The organism is Streptomyces griseiscabiei, from assembly GCF_020010925.1.
Lineage (GTDB): Bacteria > Actinomycetota > Actinomycetes > Streptomycetales > Streptomycetaceae > Streptomyces > Streptomyces griseiscabiei.
Genome location: NZ_JAGJBZ010000001.1, coordinates 2,078,444 through 2,094,663, shown reverse-complemented (window position 1 = coordinate 2,094,663; position 16,220 = coordinate 2,078,444). Strand labels below are relative to the sequence as shown.

At 71.8% G+C, this 16,220-nt stretch carries 14 protein-coding genes and 1 pseudogene; 9 read left to right on the top strand and 6 right to left on the bottom strand.

What is annotated here, in order from left to right; genetic code table 11:
* Window positions 1-15: 15 nt before the first annotated feature.
* The 3 genes from J8M51_RS09155 to J8M51_RS09145 are packed head-to-tail and all read right to left on the bottom strand — an operon-like array spanning window position 16 to window position 3,226.
* Window positions 16-969, bottom strand: a complete 954-nt coding sequence (locus tag J8M51_RS09155; protein WP_086751745.1) for a carbohydrate ABC transporter permease — start codon at window positions 967-969, stop codon at window positions 16-18.
* Entirely contained in the window at window positions 966-1,904 is a 939-nt protein-coding gene (locus tag J8M51_RS09150; RefSeq protein ID WP_179202855.1) for a carbohydrate ABC transporter permease, read from the bottom strand. Before J8M51_RS09150 ends, J8M51_RS09155 begins: the two co-directional genes overlap by 4 nt.
* Entirely contained in the window at window positions 1,901-3,226 is a 1,326-nt protein-coding gene (locus J8M51_RS09145) for an ABC transporter substrate-binding protein (RefSeq protein ID WP_086751743.1), read from the bottom strand. Before J8M51_RS09145 ends, J8M51_RS09150 begins: the two co-directional genes overlap by 4 nt.
* Window positions 3,227-3,452: 226 nt before the next feature.
* On the opposite strand from J8M51_RS09145, the gene J8M51_RS09140 reads away from it, so the two are divergent.
* Window positions 3,453-4,316: a fructosamine kinase family protein gene (locus J8M51_RS09140; protein WP_256964010.1), complete on the top strand. Its 864-nt coding sequence runs from the start codon at window positions 3,453-3,455 to the stop codon at window positions 4,314-4,316.
* 115 nt (window positions 4,317-4,431) lie between these two features.
* On the opposite strand, the gene J8M51_RS09135 is transcribed toward J8M51_RS09140, so the two are convergent.
* Together J8M51_RS09135 and paaK are read right to left on the bottom strand one after the other, a co-directional pair.
* Window positions 4,432-6,603 carry a TerD family protein gene (locus J8M51_RS09135; protein WP_086751741.1) on the bottom strand — a complete coding sequence of 724 codons (2,172 nt, stop codon included), beginning with the start codon at window positions 6,601-6,603 and terminating at the stop codon, window positions 4,432-4,434.
* 185 nt (window positions 6,604-6,788) lie between these two features.
* Window positions 6,789-8,108 carry a phenylacetate--CoA ligase PaaK gene (gene paaK / locus J8M51_RS09130; protein ID WP_086751739.1) on the bottom strand — a complete coding sequence of 440 codons (1,320 nt, stop codon included), beginning with the start codon at window positions 8,106-8,108 and terminating at the stop codon, window positions 6,789-6,791.
* Between the two features lie 205 nt (window positions 8,109-8,313).
* On the opposite strand from paaK, the gene paaA reads away from it, so the two are divergent.
* From paaA to paaE, 5 genes and pseudogenes are all read left to right on the top strand, one after another.
* The gene (paaA, locus tag J8M51_RS09125) at window positions 8,314-9,318 is read left to right on the top strand and encodes a 1,2-phenylacetyl-CoA epoxidase subunit PaaA (RefSeq protein WP_086751736.1); all 1,005 of its coding nucleotides are present in this window, start codon (window positions 8,314-8,316) and stop codon (window positions 9,316-9,318) included.
* Entirely contained in the window at window positions 9,315-9,608 is a 294-nt protein-coding gene (gene paaB / locus J8M51_RS09120; protein ID WP_086751734.1) for a 1,2-phenylacetyl-CoA epoxidase subunit PaaB, read from the top strand. The genes paaA and paaB overlap by 4 nt, the downstream gene beginning before the upstream one ends.
* Before the next feature lie 10 nt (window positions 9,609-9,618).
* The gene (gene paaC / locus J8M51_RS09115; RefSeq protein WP_086751732.1) at window positions 9,619-10,446 is read left to right on the top strand and encodes a 1,2-phenylacetyl-CoA epoxidase subunit PaaC; all 828 of its coding nucleotides are present in this window, start codon (window positions 9,619-9,621) and stop codon (window positions 10,444-10,446) included.
* Entirely contained in the window at window positions 10,440-10,973 is a 534-nt protein-coding gene (gene paaD, locus J8M51_RS09110; protein WP_216587699.1) for a 1,2-phenylacetyl-CoA epoxidase subunit PaaD, read from the top strand. Before paaC ends, paaD begins: the two co-directional genes overlap by 7 nt.
* A gap of 221 nt (window positions 10,974-11,194) precedes the next feature.
* Window positions 11,195-12,268: pseudogene (gene paaE, locus J8M51_RS09105) on the top strand (1,2-phenylacetyl-CoA epoxidase subunit PaaE); the annotation flags it as partial.
* 174 nt (window positions 12,269-12,442) lie between these two features.
* Here the strand turns inward: paaE and J8M51_RS09100 are convergent.
* Complete coding sequence (locus J8M51_RS09100) at window positions 12,443-13,501, bottom strand: heme/hemin ABC transporter substrate-binding protein (RefSeq protein WP_267299090.1); 1,059 nt, start codon at window positions 13,499-13,501, stop codon at window positions 12,443-12,445.
* 93 nt (window positions 13,502-13,594) lie between these two features.
* Here J8M51_RS09100 and J8M51_RS09095 point away from each other — a divergent pair, with 93 nt between their 5' ends.
* From J8M51_RS09095 to J8M51_RS09085, 3 genes are all read left to right on the top strand, one after another.
* On the top strand, window positions 13,595-14,398 hold the full coding sequence (locus J8M51_RS09095; protein ID WP_107473854.1) for an LPXTG cell wall anchor domain-containing protein: 804 nt from the start codon (window positions 13,595-13,597) through the stop codon (window positions 14,396-14,398).
* A gap of 99 nt (window positions 14,399-14,497) precedes the next feature.
* Window positions 14,498-15,496, top strand: a complete 999-nt coding sequence (locus J8M51_RS09090; RefSeq protein ID WP_086762604.1) for an HtaA domain-containing protein — start codon at window positions 14,498-14,500, stop codon at window positions 15,494-15,496.
* Window positions 15,497-15,620: 124 nt separating this feature from the next.
* Window positions 15,621-16,160: a hypothetical protein gene (locus J8M51_RS09085; RefSeq protein ID WP_086762602.1), complete on the top strand. Its 540-nt coding sequence runs from the start codon at window positions 15,621-15,623 to the stop codon at window positions 16,158-16,160.
* Window positions 16,161-16,220 lie beyond the last annotated feature (60 nt).

Genomic DNA, 16,220 nt, shown 5'->3' with positions numbered 1-16,220 from the left:
CCGGGCCCCGGTGGGTCAGCCCTTGGTGGCCCCGGCGGCGATGCCGGCGACCAGCGAGCGCTGGAGGAGCAGATAGACGACGAGGCTGGGCACGAGCGCGATGACCGCGCCCGCGAGGACGACGCCCGAGCCCACCTCGGGGTCGGTGCGCAGGATGGACAGGGCCACGGTGACCGTGTAGTCGGTCGGGTCCTTGGCGGCGATCAGCGGCAGCAGATACTGGTCCCAGATCATGATGAAGCCGAGCACCCCGGCCACCCCGAGCGCGGGCTTGCACAGCGGCAGCACGACCTGCCACAGCATCCGCAGCTCACCGACACCGTCGAGCCGCGCGGCCTCCTCGATCTCGCTCGGTATGTCCTTCATGAACTCGGTCAGCAGCATCACCGAGAAACCCCAGGCGCCCAGCGGCAGGATGACGCCCCACACGGTGCCCTTCAGATCGACGCCGACCACCGGGACATGGCCGAGGACCAGGGACAGCGGGATGGCGATGACCTCCTCGGGCAGCATCATCGTCAGCATGAACAGGGTCATGATCAGCGCCTGGCCGCGGAACCTGTGCCGGGCCAGCGCGTACGCGGCGAGCACGCACACCGTGAGCTGGAGCAGCAGTCCGCCGCCCGCGATGACGAGCGAGTTGGTGAAGTAGTCCCAGATCCCGCGCTCCCCGGCCACCCGGAAGTTGAGCAGGGTGCTGTCGTGCGGGAGGAAGGTCAGCGACGAGCCGCTGGGGTGGGTGCTCAGGGCGCCCGAGACGATCGTCAGGAAGGGCACGGCGAAGACGCCGAGCGCGATCGCGCAGAGCACGATCCGCAGGACCCGGGAGACGCCGGGCCGGTCGTTCCAGCCGAGCGCGGTGTCGAAGCGGGCGGGAGTCGTCCGGGCCTGCTTGCCGGATCTCCCGGACGATGTGACGGCCTCGTCGGACGACGGCGTCCGGACGGGGTCGAGGGCGGGTGCGCTCATCGGACGTCTCCCCTCTTGCGGAAGTGGTTGACGCAGACGGTGAGCAGCAGCGTCACCGCGAGCAGGACGACGGACGCCGCCGACGCGCCGCCGATGTCGTTGCGGGTGAAGCCGAGGGTGTAGGCGCGGGTCATCCACACCTCGGTGGACCCGGCAGGGCCGCCGCCGGTGAGGACGTACACCTCGGTGAAGACCCGCAGACCGCGGATGGCGGCCAGGGTGAGGACGATGCCGACGGCCGGGCGGATCGCCGGCAGGGTGACGTACCGCAGCCGCTGCCACAGCGAGACACCGTCCATCGCGGCGGCCTCGTACAGCGTGCGGTCCACGCCCGCGAGTCCGGCGAGGATGATCACCATGTTGTACGGGGCGGTCATCCAGATGCCCATGACCATCGTGGCCCAGAGCGCGGTGTCGGGGTTGTCGAGGAACGGGGTCGGGCCGAGGCCGAGGAAGCCGAGGGCGCTGTTCACCAGGCCGTCGGAGGTCGGGTAGTACATCAGCCGCCACAGCTCACCGACGACGGCGGTCGCGGTGACGACCGGCAGGAAGACGGCCGTGCGGATGATCTTCAGCGAGCGGGCCTGGCCCTCCAGGAGCAGTGCCAGGAGGAAGCCGACGGCGATCGCGCCGAGCGACTGGCCGATGCCGAGCAGGAGGGTGTGGCCGACCGCGTCCTGGAAGCGGTGGTCGGTCAGGACCCGGGTGTAGTTGTCGAGGCCGACCCACTTGTCCCCGAGGAACGGCCGGACGTCGAAGAAGCTGAGCCAGACGCCCTTGCCCATCGGCAGGAACTTGAAGACGAGGGCGAGCAGCAGGCCGGGGGCCAGGAACAGCCAGGGGAGCACGGCCTTCCTGGCGAGGAGCCGCCGGCCGGTCCCGCTGCGCCGCCGGGGCGCGGTGGTGGCCGCGTTCGTCGCGGTGGTGGCGGTCATTTCAACAGGTCCTGGTCCTTGAGGTCACCGGCGAGGGTGTCGTTGAGTTCCTTGAGACCGGAGCCGACGTCGCTGCCGCAGTAGGTGAAGACCGCGTTGAGGGCGTCGTCGGTGTCCTGCTTGATCGGCGCGAAGTCGGGCGCGTTGGGGAACTGCTCGGAGGCGTCCTCGTACGCCTTCTGCACGACGCTCCAGCGCGGGTCGTCCCGCACCCGGGCCGCGTCCAGCGTGGAGTTGACGGGGATGCGGACCACGGGCTGGTTCTTGCCCGTCATGGCGAGCTTCTGGCCCTCGGGGGAGATCAGGAAGGCGGCGAGGGCCTGCTCCTGCTTCGCCTTGCCGGTGCGGGCGCCGAAGTAGACGTTCTCGCCGTCGGCCAGCACGGTGGACCCGGCCGGGCCCGCCGGGAAGGGGACGACCTCGTAGGTGTCCTTGCCGGGCGTGGTGTCGAAGGTGGCGATGTTGTAGGGGCCGGTGAGGTACATCCCGGCGTTGCCGTCCTGGAAGTTGGTGGCGGTGCCGGTGATGGCGCTGATGGCGCCGGGCTGTATGACACCGTTGTCACCGCAGAAGAGGTTGTCCTTCATCCAGCCGACGGTGCGCACGGCGGCGGCCGAGTCCATGGCGGGGCGGTAGCCCGTGCCGTCCTTCTCGATGATCTTCGCGCCGCCGGACCAGAGGAAGCTGGCGCCCCACCAGGCCGCGTACCCGTTCTGGGCGCTGCCCGGGACGACCATGCCGTAGGTGTCCTTCCTGCCGTCGCCGTCCGGGTCGCGCTCGGCGAAGGCCTTGGCGACGCTCAGCATCTGCGCCCAGGTCGTCGGCGCCTTCAGCCCCAGCTTCTTCAGCCAGTCCGTGCGGATCATCAGGGTCTGGGCCTGACGGGAGTACGGGATGCCGTAGTGCCGGCCGTCGACTCCGACGGTGGAGGCCCAGGACTTGTCGGTGATCTGGTCGTGGCCCTCGATCGAGTCCGGGTCGATGGGCTTGAGCAGGCCCTGGCTCTGGTAACTGCCCATCAGCGCCGTGTCGTTGATCATCACGTCCGGGAGGTCCTTGGTGGACGCCCGGCTCTGGAGCTGCTGGTCGAAGTTGATGACCGGCTGATAGTCGATCTTGATGCCGGTCTTCTCGGTGAAGGCCGCGAACACCCGCTCGTACGTGGCGGCCGGGTCCGGATTGCTCCGGGTCCAGACCTCCAGTGTGTTCGGGTCACCGCCTCCGGCGCTGTCGGACCCCGATCCGCAGGCCGCCGTCCCGAACGCGAGTCCCGCGACGGTGATCATGGCGGCCAGGCGGCGACTTCGTCGGCGAACGCCCATGGGCACACTCCGTTGTTCTTCCGGGCCGTCCGCCCGGTTGTTCATATCCATGAATGAGCTTCACGAATCTAAATGATCGGCCAAGCTACGGAGCGTTTCGTTCGCATGTCAAGACATGCGTGGGAGATTTCACCGGTGCCACACCGGACGCGTGCGGGATCCTGTGGGGCGTCCGAGGGCATGAGACCGGGAGCCCGCGGGGCACGAGATCGGGAGGTGGTCCGCCGTGACCGACCGCACGGCACCGAGTGCCCTGGCCGCCCGCCTCACCGGCCGTACGGCCACCGGCGAACGCCGGCTGTCCGGGACGCTCACCGAGGTCACCCTCGACGACGGCAGGACGGTCCTGGTCAAGCTGGGCGACGGGCCCGGCGCCGTCCGGGCCGAGGCCGCCGGGCTGCGCTGGCTCGCCGAGACGGACACCGTGCGCCTACCGGCCCTCCACGGCCACGACGCCGGCCGGCTGGTGATCGACCTGGTCCGCCAGGGGGCACCGGGTGCCGAGGCCGCCCTCCGCCTCGGCGCGGACCTGGCCGCCCTGCACGCCACGGGCGCGCCCGCCTTCGGTGCCCCGCCGCCCGGTGGGCCGCGGGAGGCGTACATCGGACGCGCGCCCATGCGGAACGTCCCCGGCACCGACTGGCCCGCCTGGTACGCCGAGCACCGTGTGCTGCCGTATCTGCGCCGCGCGGTCGACGGCGGCACGGTCCGCCCCGCCGAGGCGGCGGTGGTCGAGGAGGTCTGCGCCCGGCTGCCCGGTCTCGCGGGCCCCGCCGAGCCGCCCGCCCGGCTGCACGGCGACCTCTGGAACGGCAACGTCCTGTGGGGCGCCGACGGCCACGTCCGGCTCATCGACCCGGCCGCGCACGGCGGGCACCGCGAGACCGACCTCGCGATGCTGGCTCTCTTCGGCTGCCCCCACCTCGACGAGGTGCTGCGGGGCTACGAGCGGACTGCCCCTCTCGCCGACGGCTGGCGGGCCCGCGTCGGCCTCCACCAGCTCTTCCCGCTGCTGGTGCACGCCGCGCTCTTCGGCCGGGGCTACGCGGAACAGGCCCTCGACACGGCTCGGGCGGCGCTCGCGCGATGAGCGCGGGCGCCGCCCGGAGCGACGTCGGCGGCGAGGAGAGCGAAGGAACTCGGTTTCATTTGGAGTGAATGAGAAGGAAGCCCCTTCATGGCCTCGCCGTCGGCAACGCTAGCACTCAGGCCGGGATCAGGTCGCGCAGATTTTCGAGGGTGATGACCCGGGAGTCCGGGTGCAGCCCCTCGGGGCGTTCGAGGCCGATGTACGTCACCGGCCCGTCCGGCACCGCGCCGCCGTCCCACAGCTCCATGACCGTGGCGTCACCGGACATCAGGTCGGCCAGGTACCCCACCGTCAGCTGCTCGCGCTCCATGACGGCACGCACCAGCTTCGACACCGACGCCTGGTTCTCCTCGACCCGGTTGCCCGCCGAGACGCCCTTCAGATACAGGTGCAGCCACTTCGCCCGCCACCTGCCGTCGTCCCCGCGCCGGAACGCCAGCGGCAGCGCCACCCGGCCCACGCCGCGCAGCTCCGACTTCATCCGCACCGTACGCGGTTCGAACGGCCGGCCCTTGTGCTCGCCGTCGCGCAGCATGAACCCGAAGAACGACTCCTCGACCTCCTCGAAACCCTCGCCCGCGTAGATGTTGACCTGCGGCACGACGAAGGTGCCGCGCACCCGGTCCAGGGTCAGCTCGATGAACTCCGAGGCTCCGTCGGGCGCCTCGGTGACATCGCCCGAGTGCCGTCCGCCGACCGCCGTGAGGGAGGTGTAGGAGAGCCAGGCGTCGGTGCTGTAGTCGGAGTGCAGGAGCAGCGCCGACAGGTCGTAGTCGGTGCGGTGCTCGGTCTGCTTCCAGTACACGAAGAAGCGCAGACGCTCGCCGTCGACCTCGGAGACCGAACCGCGCGGCAGCACACCGAGCCCGGCCGCGGTCGCCCGGCCGCTCAGCGGCAGCGCCACGTCCAGGACGTCGGGGTCGAGCAGCAGCCGGTCCGGCACCGGGAGCCGGCCCCGCAGCTCGGCGTCGAGGGCGGCGACCAGCCGGTCGCGGTCCGCGTCCGGGACCGGCGGCCGGTCGTCGGGGGCCACCCAGGCACGGCCCCGGCGGTTGACGAAGACCCGGAGTTCGCCGCTCTCCCGCGCCCGGTTGTGGAAGTGCTCGCGCACCGAGAGCAGGACCCGGCCGGACACCCGCGGTGCCGCCTCCACGGCCGCGGCCACCACCGCGTCCCGCTCCGCCCGGTCGGCGGCGATCCGCAGCAGCAGGTCCAGGGCGCGGAACAGCTTGCCGGGAGCGGACTTCAGCAGTGCCGCCGCCCCGGCGACGTCGAACGCGTCGAGCAGCTGCTCCACCCGGCTGTCGAAGGACCGTGCCTCCTTCTCGCCGCGCGCGACGGCGAACACCTCGGCGGCGTGCGGCCAGCGCGGGTACTCGTGCGGGTGCAGCCGCTCACCGAGCCGCTTGAACGGCTCCCGGTGCGCGTGCACATCGGCGAGCTTTGCCGGGTTCTCCGCGACCACGGCGTCGAGGCCCGCGAGCAGCCCCCGCCGCACCGGCCGCGACAGCTTCCGGAACCGGGTCGGCTCCTGGAGGGTCACATCGCCGCCGGACAGCGCGCAGGCCAGCCGCAGCACATCGGTGACCGTGTCGAGGAGCAGGTCCGCGCCCACGCCGAGCCGGGCCTCGTTGACGACCGCCCGGTTCTCCCGCACCGGGATCCGCTCCGGCTGCGGGCCGAGCGCGCACCGCTGCGCGAGCACCCCGAGGTCGCCCAGGTGCTCCTCGCCCAGCGGGGTCGTGCTGCCCGCCAGGGCCAGATACAGGGCGGTCAGTTCGTCGTCCAGGTCCCCGCCGAGGTGCAGCACGGTCACCCGGTCGCCCGCCGAGGCGATCAGCTCGTCCTGCGCCGCGAGCATCTCCTCGTACGTGTGCTGGTACCGGCCGTACGTGGGCAGGCTGAGCAGGTCCAGCACGCCGTTCGCCAGCTGCGTCAGCACACCCTCGCGTGCCTTCTCGTCGCCGAGGGCCTGTGCCACGCAACGGGCCCAGAACTCCTCGGTGTCCGGCACGTTCGCCGGGAAGTCGATGAAGTAGGAGTTGTGCCGGACATGGTCGCCGACCAGCTCGCGCACGATCGGCAGCGTCCGCCGGGCGGTGTGCAGGACGGCGGCCCCCGACAGCCCGGACAGCCTCTCCAGCAGCTCCGCCGACAGCTTGAAGCCCACGGCCATCAGCGCGGCGTCGAACTGCCGCGCGGCGGCGGCTCCTTCGCCCGCGGACCCCTCGGGGGCGGGAAGGCGGTGGGTGTGCCGGAGGACCAGCGATGCGAGACTCTGCGCCATTCCGGGATGATCGCAGAGGTGTACGAACCGGTGCACGGGAGTTTTCCCACCGGTGGGCCTGTGGTGCGCCGGGGGCTTCGAGGGGCATGGCGGGGCTGCCGCCGAGTCTCGGTCGCGGGTCGTCCGTGGCCGGTCGCGCGGCTCCCCGTGCTTGTCGGGGCCGCGCCGATGCCGGGCCGGAGCCGTCAGGTCTCGGTGCCGCGGAGGTCCTTGACCCGCCGCAGCTTGCCCACCGAGCGCTCCAGGGTCTCCGGGTCCACGATCGCCACCTCCACCGTGACGCCCACGGTCTCCTTGACCGCCCGGGCGATCGCCGAGGCGGCTGTCTCGCGCCCGTCCGCCGCCGACCCGGGGCGGGCCTCGACCCTGACCGTCATATGGTCCATGCGGCCCCGGCGGGTCAGCTGGATCTGGAAATGCGGCGCCACGGCGGGCGTCCGCAGGACGATCTCCTCGATCTGGCTGGGGAAGACGTTCACCCCGCGCAGGATGATCATGTCGTCGCAGCGGCCCGTGACCTTGCGCATCCGGCGGAATGCGGGGCGGGCGGTGCCGGGGAGCAGCCGGGTCAGATCGCGGGTCCGGTAGCGGACGACCGGCATGGCCTCCTTGGTGAGGGAGGTGAAGACGATCTCCCCCTCCTCGCCCTCGGGCAGGACGGCGTCCGTGAGCGGGTCGACGATCTCCGGATAGAAATGATCTTCCCAGACATGGAGGCCGTCCTTGGTCTCCACGCACTCCTGTGCCACACCCGGGCCGATCACCTCCGACAGACCGTATATGTCGACCGCGTGCAGGCCCGCCCGCTCCTCGATCTCCCGGCGCATCTCCTCCGTCCACGGCTCGGCCCCGAAGACTCCCACCTCCAAGGAGCTGGTGCGCGGATCGACGCCCTGCCGCTCGAACTCGTCGAGCAGGGTGAGCATGTAGGACGGGGTCACCATGATGATCTCGGGGCGGAAGTCCTGGATCAGCCGCACCTGGCGGGCCGTCATCCCGCCGGAGGCCGGGATCACCGTGCACCCGGCGCGCTCGGCCCCGTAGTGCGCGCCGAGGCCGCCGGTGAACAGGCCGTACCCGTAGGAGATGTGCACCTTGTGCCCGGGGCGCCCGCCGGCGGCCCGGATCGAGCGGGCGACCATGTCCGCCCACATCGAGAGGTCGTTCTCGGTGTAGCCGACGACCGTCGGGCGACCGGTGGTGCCGCTGGAGGCGTGCACCCGGCGTACGTCCGCCATGGGCACGGCGAACATGCCGAAGGGGTAGGTGTCCCGGAGATCGGCCTTGGTGGTGAAGGGGAACCGGGCCAGATCGCCGAGGGAACGGCAGTCGTCGGGCTTCACCCCGGCCGCGTCGAACTTCTCGCGGTACAGCTCCACGTGGTCGTAGGCGTGGCGCAAGGTGGCCCGCAACCGGTCGAGCTGGAGTGCGCGCAGCCGCTCCGGGGCCAGGCGCTCGCCGTCGTCCAGCAGGTCGTGGGGGAGGGGTTGGCCCAGGCTGCTCATCGCGCTCCTTCGTGCCCGCCACGCCGGGATGCCGACCGACCATTCGGTTACCGCGCGTCACCGCCATGTAATCGAGAGGGCTCGGAGCCTGTCAAGAAGGCGCTGATCGTGGGCGGGGGGCGTGCGGGTCTTGCCCGGCCGCCCGATTCACGTCACACTGGTACCGAACGAATGGTCGGTTGGTTTGGTTGGGAAGCTGGTATCGATGACGACGACAGACTCCGCCGGGGCGCCGTCGCGGGGCGGCGAGGGGGCTCCGGAGACCGAGGACGCCCTCCGGACGCATTTCGAGGCGACGATCGCGCGGGACCAGCGGATCGAGCCGCGTGACTGGATGCCCGAGGGCTACCGGAAGACGCTCGTCCGGCAGATCGCGCAGCACGCGCATTCCGAGATCATCGGCATGCAGCCCGAGGGGGAGTGGATCACGAAGGCGCCGTCGCTGCGGCGCAAGGCGATCCTCTTCGCCAAGGTGCAGGACGAGGCCGGCCATGGCCTGTATCTGTACTCGGCGGCGGAGACGCTGGGCGCGGATCGCGCGGATCTGACGGACCGGCTGATCGAGGGACGCCAGAAGTACTCGTCGATCTTCAACTATCCGACGGCGAGCTTCGCCGACGTCGGGGTGATCGGCTGGTTCGTGGACGGCGCGGCGATCTGCAACCAGGTCCCGCTGTGCCGTTCGTCGTACGGGCCGTACGCGCGCGCGATGGTGCGGATCTGCAAGGAGGAGTCCTTCCACCAACGGCAGGGCTACGAGCTGCTGTTGACGATGATGCGCGGCACCGAGGCGCAGCGGGCGATGGTGCAGGACGCGGTGGACCGCTGGTGGTGGCCGTCGCTGATGATGTTCGGCCCGCCCGACGACGCCTCGCCCAACTCCGCGCAGTCCATGGCCTGGAAGATCAAGCGGCACAGCAACGACGAGCTGCGGCAGCGGTTCGTCGACATGACCGTCCCGCAGGCCGACAAGCTCGGCGTCACCCTCCCCGACCCGGAGCTGCGGTGGAACGAGGAGCGCGGCCGGCACGACTTCGGCACCCCCGACTGGTCGGAGCTGAAGCGTGTGATCACCGGCGACGGGCCGTGCAACGAGCGGCGGATGGAACGGCGGCGCACCGCCCACGAGGAGGGCGCCTGGGTGCGTGAGGCGGCCACCGCCCACGCGGCCAAGCAGGCCGCCCGTACGGAGAAGGGAGCGGTGGCATGAGCGCCGAGAAGCGGGACTGGCCGTTGTACGAGGTGTTCGTGCGCGGCAAGCGCGGGCTGAACCACGTCCATGTGGGCTCCCTGCACGCGGCCGACGACCGGATGGCCCTCACCCACGCCCGCGACCTGTACACCCGCCGCAACGAGGGCGTCTCGATCTGGGTGGTCCGCTCCGAGCACATCGCCGCCTCCACCCGCGACGAGAAGGACCCGTTCTTCGAGCCCAGCGCCGACAAGGTGTACCGCCATCCCACCTTCTACGACATCCCCGACGACGTCCCGCACATCTGAGGAGCAGGGTATGAGTGACGACCACGTCTATCTGACCCTGGCCGAGGGACACGAGGACGACGCCCGCTGGGCGTACGGCACCGGCTTCGAGGACCCCCTGCACGGCGTCGACACGACCGTGCCGGAGGGCGTGGACGCCGGTGAACTGGCCGCCGAGTGCGTCGCGTTGGCCGACGACGCCCTGGTCTCGGCCCAGCGGCTCGCCGAGTGGACCACCCGCGCGCCCGAGCTGGAGGAGGAGGTCGCCCTCGCCAACATCGGGCTCGACCTCCTCGGCCAGGCCCGGCTGCTGTACTCCCGCGCCGGGCAGGCCGACGGCACCGGGCGGGACGAGGACACCTACGCCTACTTCCGGGACGCCGAGGACTTCCGCAACGTCCGCCTCGCCGAACTCCCCTGCGGCGACTTCGCGTTCTCGATCGTCCGGCTGCTCGTCCTGTCCAGCTGGCGCCTCGCGCACTTCGAGCGGCTCACCGGCCACCCGGACCCGGTGCTCGCCGCGATCGCCGCCAAGGGCGTCAAGGAGCTGAGCTACCACCGGCAGTACGCCGCCGAATGGGCCGTACGGCTGGGTGACGGCACGGCGGAGTCACATCGGCGGATCCGTAAGGCGATGGAGCAAGTGGCCCCGTACTTCGGCGAGTTGTTCACCGCCTATGACGTACGGGACGAGGTCGCCGCCGTGCTCCGCCAGGTCACCGAGGCGGCCGGGCTGCCCATGCCGGTGTACCGCCCGCTGGCGGGCGCGGGCCGCGCCGGCGAGCACACCGAGCATCTGGCGCCGCTGCTGGCCGAGTTGCAGAGCGTGGCCCGCGCCCATCCGGAGGCGACATGGTGACCACACCGACCGGCATCCGGTCCGACCCGTCCGCCCGGTCCGTCCGGCGCGCGCGGCACATCGCCGAGCAGGTGCCGGACCCCGAGCTGCCCATGCTGACCCTCGCCGAGCTGGGTGTCCTGCGGGACGTGGAACTGACCGACGACGGCACGGTCGTCGCGAGCCTGACCCCCACCTACTCCGGCTGCCCGGCGATGGCGGAGATGCGCGCGGACGTGGCGGCGCGACTGCGTGCCGCCGGGTACGAGCGGGTGGAGATCCGCACGGCCCTGACCCCGCCCTGGACCACGGACTGGATCACCGAGGCCGGCCGTCGCAAGCTCACGGAGCACGGCATCGCCCCGCCCGGAGCCGCCCCCCGAGGCCCGGTCCCCCTCCTCCTGTCACCCACCAGGCGCTCGGTCGCCTGCCCCCGTTGCGGCTCGGCCGACACCGAGGAGACCTCCCGCTTCGCCGCCACCTCCTGCAAGTCCCTGTGGCGCTGCCACACCTGCCGCGAGCCGTTCGAGCACGTCAAGGAGATCTGATGGAAGGCCGCAGAGCAGACGCGGACAGGGAAGAACGGACGGGAGGCGTGCGGACGGAGCCCGGGCATCCGGCGAACACCACGACGGCTCCGCCACCCTCCAGGGGCCCGGCACCCTCCGCTTCCGGCGCCGGCGTCCCGGCCGCTCCTGGCGCGTCCGGCACAGCTGCTGCCGCCGCTGCCGTTGTTGCCGCCGCTGCGGCCACCGGCTCGGGCGGGCGCCCGCGCGCCCGCCGCCGTCCGGTCTTCCACGCCCTGCGGGTGGCCTCCGTGCAGCCGCTCTGCGAGGACGCCGTGGCCGTCGGGTTCGAGATTCCGGCGGAGCTGGCGGAGGAGTTCGCGTTCGCGCCGGGACAGTCGCTGACGCTGCGGCGGGAGATCGAGGGACGCGACGAACGCCGCTCGTACTCGATCTGCTCACCGGCCGGTACGACTCCGCGCATCGGGGTGCGGGTGGTGCCGGGCGGGCTGTTCTCCTCGTGGCTCGTCGGTGACGTACGGCCCGGCGACACCGTCGAGGTGATGGGCCCCACCGGGTTCTTCACCCCGGACCTGGCCACCCCCGGCCACCATGTGCTGATCGCGGCCGGCTCCGGCATCACCCCCATGGTCTCCATCGCCGAGTCGGTGCTCGCCGCCGATCCGCGTTCGACGGTGACCCTCTTCTACGGCAACCGCCGCACCGGCACGGTGATGTTCGCCGACGAGCTGGCCGACCTGAAGGACCTGCACCCGGCCCGCTTCCAGCTCGCCCATGTGCTGTCCCGTGAACCCCGCGAGGCCGAGATGCTGTCCGGCCGCCTCGACGCCGACCGGCTCTCGGCGCTCATCGGCGCCCTGGTCGACGTCGGCACGGCGGACCACTGGTGGCTGTGCGGCCCGCACGGCATGGTCCGTGACGCCCAGTCGGTCCTGACCGGTCTCGGCGTACCGGCCGACCGTGTCCACCAGGAGCTGTTCTACGCCGACGACGAGCCCGTCCGGGAGGCCCGGCACGAGGAGGCCGCCGCCGAGGGCCCGGTCAGCGAGGTCACCGTCACCCTCGACGGCCGCACGACCACCGCCGCGCTTCCCCGCGACCGCAGCGTCCTCGACGCCGCCCAACGCACCCGCCCCGACCTGCCCTTCGCCTGCAAGGGCGGCGTCTGCGGCACCTGCCGTGCGCGGGTCACCTCCGGTGAGGTGGAGATGCGGCGCAACTTCGCGTTGGAGCCCGCGGAGGTGGACGCGGGGTACGTCCTGACGTGCCAGTCGTATCCGGTGTCGGAGACGTTGACGGTGGACTTCGATACGTGAGGGTTCGGCGGCTGGTTGTTCGGGTGCGGGTGGGTGGGGGCTGGTCGCGCAGTTCCCCGCGCCCCTGAAAAAGCGGGCTGCGCCCTGCTTTTTCGGCCCGCAGACCTTTCAGGGGCGCGGGGAACTGCGCGAGAACCCCCACCCACCCGCACCCGACAACGCACCCCCTCACCCTCACCCCGCGTGCAGCCGCTCCACCAGGATGTCGATCACCAACGGCGTACGCGGCCCGAAGCTGAGCAGCACCCCGTCCTCCAGGTCCACCACCTGCCGGTCCATCCCGGCCGGCGTCTCCGCGATCCCGGGGATCTCCACCAGCCCGTCGACCCCGCCCACGGACTCGAGTCCCTTGCTCATCATGAGGATCACATCGGGCTGAGCCTTGACGAGCGCCTCACTGGTGATCGGCGTGAACGGCTTGTCCAGCCCCGCCGCCACCCCCGCGTCCTCCGCCCCCGCCGCGTCGATGAGCGAGTCCGCCCCCGACCCCTTCCCGCCGATCAGATAGACCGCCGCCGACCCCCGCATGTACAGGAACGCCACCTTCGGCCGGCTCCCCTCGGGCACGGCCGCCCGAGCCGCCTTCAGCTCGTCGGCGAACCGCGCGTTGAGCGCCTTCCCGGCGGCGGGCACGCCCAGCGCCTGCGCCACCCGCGTCGTCCGTGTGCTCACGTCGGAGAGGTCGTTGGCCGGATCGAGGACGACCACGGGAATCCCGGCGTCCCGGATCTGGTCGACGGCCTCACCGGGCCCGGTGTCGGTGTCGGCGAGCACCACGGTCGGCTCCAGCGAGAGCACGCTCTCCGCGCTCACATCGTGCGCCTTCGTCACCTGCGGAAGGCCCTTGGCCTCCTCGAAGGTCGCGGTGATGTCCCGGCCCACCACCTTGTCACCGAGGCCGAGGGTGAACACGATCTCCGCGATGCCCCCGTTGAGCGGCAGGATGCGTGAGGCGTCCTCGACGGTGACCTTCCGGCCGTCGGAGGAGTCGACGGTGACGGGCAGTTCCGGCGTCGGAGCCGCACCGTCCAGCGGGACGAGCGAATTCGTCCTCAGCTGTTTCTGGGCCGCGGCCGCGCGGGCGCCCGCCGACGACGGCGACGGCTTCGCCCCCTTGTCTTCGCTGCCCCCGTCGCCGCCTGCGCATCCGGCCGCCAGCATCGCGAATGCAACGGCGAGTGCGGCAACTCCCCTTCGGGCAATGGTGAGTTGAGGTCTTCCGGACCTACGCATCGGACCGCCTTCCATGTCTACCGCTCCAACCGGATGTTCGTTTACTTTAGGTTAGCCTTACCTGAGTTTCCTATGGTGGGAGTGCTGACACCGATGCACAGATGTGGCCTGAGAGCCCTGCGCGCGGCCCCGGTGGCCGTCGCCGTCGCGAGTGCCCTGATCCTCTTCCCGGCCCCCTCGGCGACGGCCGCCGGCGGCTCCGCGACCGGCCCCGAGGGCCAGAAGCTCACCGTCTCCAGATCCTCCGGACTCGACCCGGACGGCGAGACGGTCACCGTGTCCGGCACCGGCTACAACACCGAGAAGGGCATCTACGTCGCCTTCTGCGTGGACAACGGCGCCGGCAAGACCCCCACGCCCTGCATCGGCGGCGTCGACATGTCCGGCGACTCCGGTGCCTCGGTGTGGATCTCCTCCAACCCGCCCTCGTACGGGGAGGGGTTGGCCAAGCCCTACAAGGGCAGCGGGCACAAGGGCACGTTCTCCGTGTCGCTCAAGGTGCGGGCCAAGGACGCCAACACGGACTGCGGCAAGTCCGGTGTGACCTGCTCCGTGATCACCCGCAACGACCACATCCGGGGCGGCGACCAGAGCCAGACGGTCCGTATCCCGGTGACCTTCGCCGGTGCCGACGGCGGCAGCGGCGACGACTCCGGCGCCGACAGCACGGCGACGCCGTCGGCCGACGCGAGCACGGCCACGACCGGCAGCACAGGGAGCACCGGGCGCACCGGCGGCACCGGCGGCACGTCGAGCGGCACCGGCACGTCGGACGACCCGCTGGCCGACACCGGCAGTGCCGCCGTACCGCTCGGCATCACCGCGGCCGGACTGGTCGCGGCGGGCGGCGCGGCCTGGTTCTGGGCGCGCCGACGCCGTACCTCCGACGCGAGCTGACGGCATGCCGACGACAGCCGTCCACGCGACAGTCGACGCCCGCGCGGCGGAGCGTCTCGTCGGCCGAGCGGCCGACGTTCCAGGAAGGACTTCGAGGTGATGAACAGACCTGGTGCCGCCGTGGCGGCGGCGGGCGCGCTGCTCGCCCTGCTCTGTCAGGGCACGGCGACGGCACAGGACGCGGCCGGGGCGCCCCGTGCGGTGTCCGGCGGATTCGCGAGCTGGGGCCCGGCGTTCGGGGCCGTCGGCGGCGCCGATGTGACGGTGACGGCCGGGGCGCCCGCCGTGCGCGGCTCCGGCGGCCGGACCTGGTTCCCGGTCGACGGCGGCAGCACGACCCCGAAGGCCGGCGACGCCGACGTCGCCTTCGACGGCTCGATCCGGCTGGCCGGCCCCGGCACGGCCCCCCTGACCCTCGACGAGCTGCGCCTGCGGCTCGACGGCGGTACGGGCACCCTCGCCGTACGGGTCGAACAGGCGGGGGAGAGGAGCGACTTGACGCTGGCCGAGGTCGGTTCGGGGTCCTCCGCGCCGACCGTACGCGGCGGCGGCGCGACCTGGTCGGGCCTGCGGGTGTCGCTGACGGCCGAGGGCGCCGCGCTGCTCGCCGAGTGGAGCGGGCGGACGTATGCGGCGGGGGACGAACTCGCCCCGCTCGACGTGACCGTGGGCACCGGCGCCTCCGGGGCCGGGCGGCCGGAGGACGCTCCGGACGACACGTCCGGCGGTGGCGACGACGCCGCCTCCCCGGCCCCGGACGCCGGCGGCACGGAGGCACCCGGCTCAGGGGCGGACGCGGGACAGGAGTCCGCGGCGGCCGGCCCCTCCGCGGCCGTGAAGCTCGCGAGCCTCGCGCCCGGCGACGGACAACAACAGGTCACCGGCACGGGCTTCGCGCCGGGTGAGGTCGTGCTGGTCGCGATCGACGACGACACCCGCTACCAGGCCGTGGCCGACGACTCGGGCCAAGTGGCCCGCGATTTCCCGGTGTACGGCACCGCGACCGAGGGCGCGCACACCGTACGGCTGTACTCCGTGACCGGAGGCCGGGAGGCCGTCGCGGAGTTCACCGTGCTTGCCGGTGAAAGCCCGTCCTGAGCAACGCACTTGTGGCGTCCTTTGCTTTCTGTTGACAAAGAGATCAAGAGCAAGGTTAGGTAAGCCTTACCTAAGTGTTGACGGGTGTTTCCCGCCAACCGCTGACGAGAAAGGTCCTCTCCCGATGAGAGTCGTTCCTTCCGCCCGTACCGCCGCCCGCGCCGGTCTCGCCGCCGTCGCCGCCTCCGCCCTGACGCTGGGCCTCGCCACCTCGGCCTCCGCCGCCACCGCGACCCGCACCGTCGTCGACGGCGGCACCACCTACAACCTGTCCGTGACCGCGCCGAACTCGGCCGCCGCGTCCGGCCAGGTCATCACCGTCTCCGGCTCCGGCTTCAACACCGGCCAGGGCATCTACGTCGGCCTCTGCGTGGTCAACGGCGCGCAGGGCGCGAACAAGCCCACCCCGTGCCTCGGCGGCCAGGACGAGAGCGGTGCCACCGGCGCCTCGCACTGGATCAACAACACCTTCGGCGGCCTCTTCGCCAACAGCTCCAAGTTCGGCACCGGCGGCACCTTCAGCGTGAACATCTTCGTCAAGGCCACCCTCGACGACGGCAGCGTCTGCGGCGAGGACGTCACCTGTGCCGTGGTCACCCGTGCCGACCACTTCGACAGCAACGACCGCAAGTACGACGTGCACGTCCCCGTCAGCTTCTCGTAACCACCCCACCGGCCGGGCCCCTTCGACGGGGGCCCGGCCCTCGGCGTCCCCCGGGTGTGC

What these genes read in the sequence shown, in the direction of transcription:
- J8M51_RS09155 (WP_086751745.1), bottom strand. Translation starts at nt 969, where the DNA reads ATGAGCGCACCCGCCCTCGACCCCGTCCGGACGCCGTCGTCCGACGAG.
- J8M51_RS09150 (WP_179202855.1), bottom strand. Translation starts at nt 1,904, where the DNA reads ATGACCGCCACCACCGCGACGAACGCGGCCACCACCGCGCCCCGGCGG.
- J8M51_RS09145 (WP_086751743.1), bottom strand. Translation starts at nt 3,226, where the DNA reads ATGGGCGTTCGCCGACGAAGTCGCCGCCTGGCCGCCATGATCACCGTC.
- J8M51_RS09135 (WP_086751741.1), bottom strand. Translation starts at nt 6,603, where the DNA reads ATGGCGCAGAGTCTCGCATCGCTGGTCCTCCGGCACACCCACCGCCTT.
- paaK (WP_086751739.1), bottom strand. Translation starts at nt 8,108, where the DNA reads ATGAGCAGCCTGGGCCAACCCCTCCCCCACGACCTGCTGGACGACGGC.
- paaA (WP_086751736.1), top strand. Translation starts at nt 8,314, where the DNA reads ATGACGACGACAGACTCCGCCGGGGCGCCGTCGCGGGGCGGCGAGGGG.
- paaB (WP_086751734.1), top strand. Translation starts at nt 9,315, where the DNA reads ATGAGCGCCGAGAAGCGGGACTGGCCGTTGTACGAGGTGTTCGTGCGC.
- paaC (WP_086751732.1), top strand. Translation starts at nt 9,619, where the DNA reads ATGAGTGACGACCACGTCTATCTGACCCTGGCCGAGGGACACGAGGAC.
- paaD (WP_216587699.1), top strand. Translation starts at nt 10,440, where the DNA reads ATGGTGACCACACCGACCGGCATCCGGTCCGACCCGTCCGCCCGGTCC.
- J8M51_RS09100 (WP_267299090.1), bottom strand. Translation starts at nt 13,501, where the DNA reads ATGCGTAGGTCCGGAAGACCTCAACTCACCATTGCCCGAAGGGGAGTT.
- J8M51_RS09095 (WP_107473854.1), top strand. Translation starts at nt 13,595, where the DNA reads ATGCACAGATGTGGCCTGAGAGCCCTGCGCGCGGCCCCGGTGGCCGTC.
- J8M51_RS09090 (WP_086762604.1), top strand. Translation starts at nt 14,498, where the DNA reads ATGAACAGACCTGGTGCCGCCGTGGCGGCGGCGGGCGCGCTGCTCGCC.
- J8M51_RS09085 (WP_086762602.1), top strand. Translation starts at nt 15,621, where the DNA reads ATGAGAGTCGTTCCTTCCGCCCGTACCGCCGCCCGCGCCGGTCTCGCC.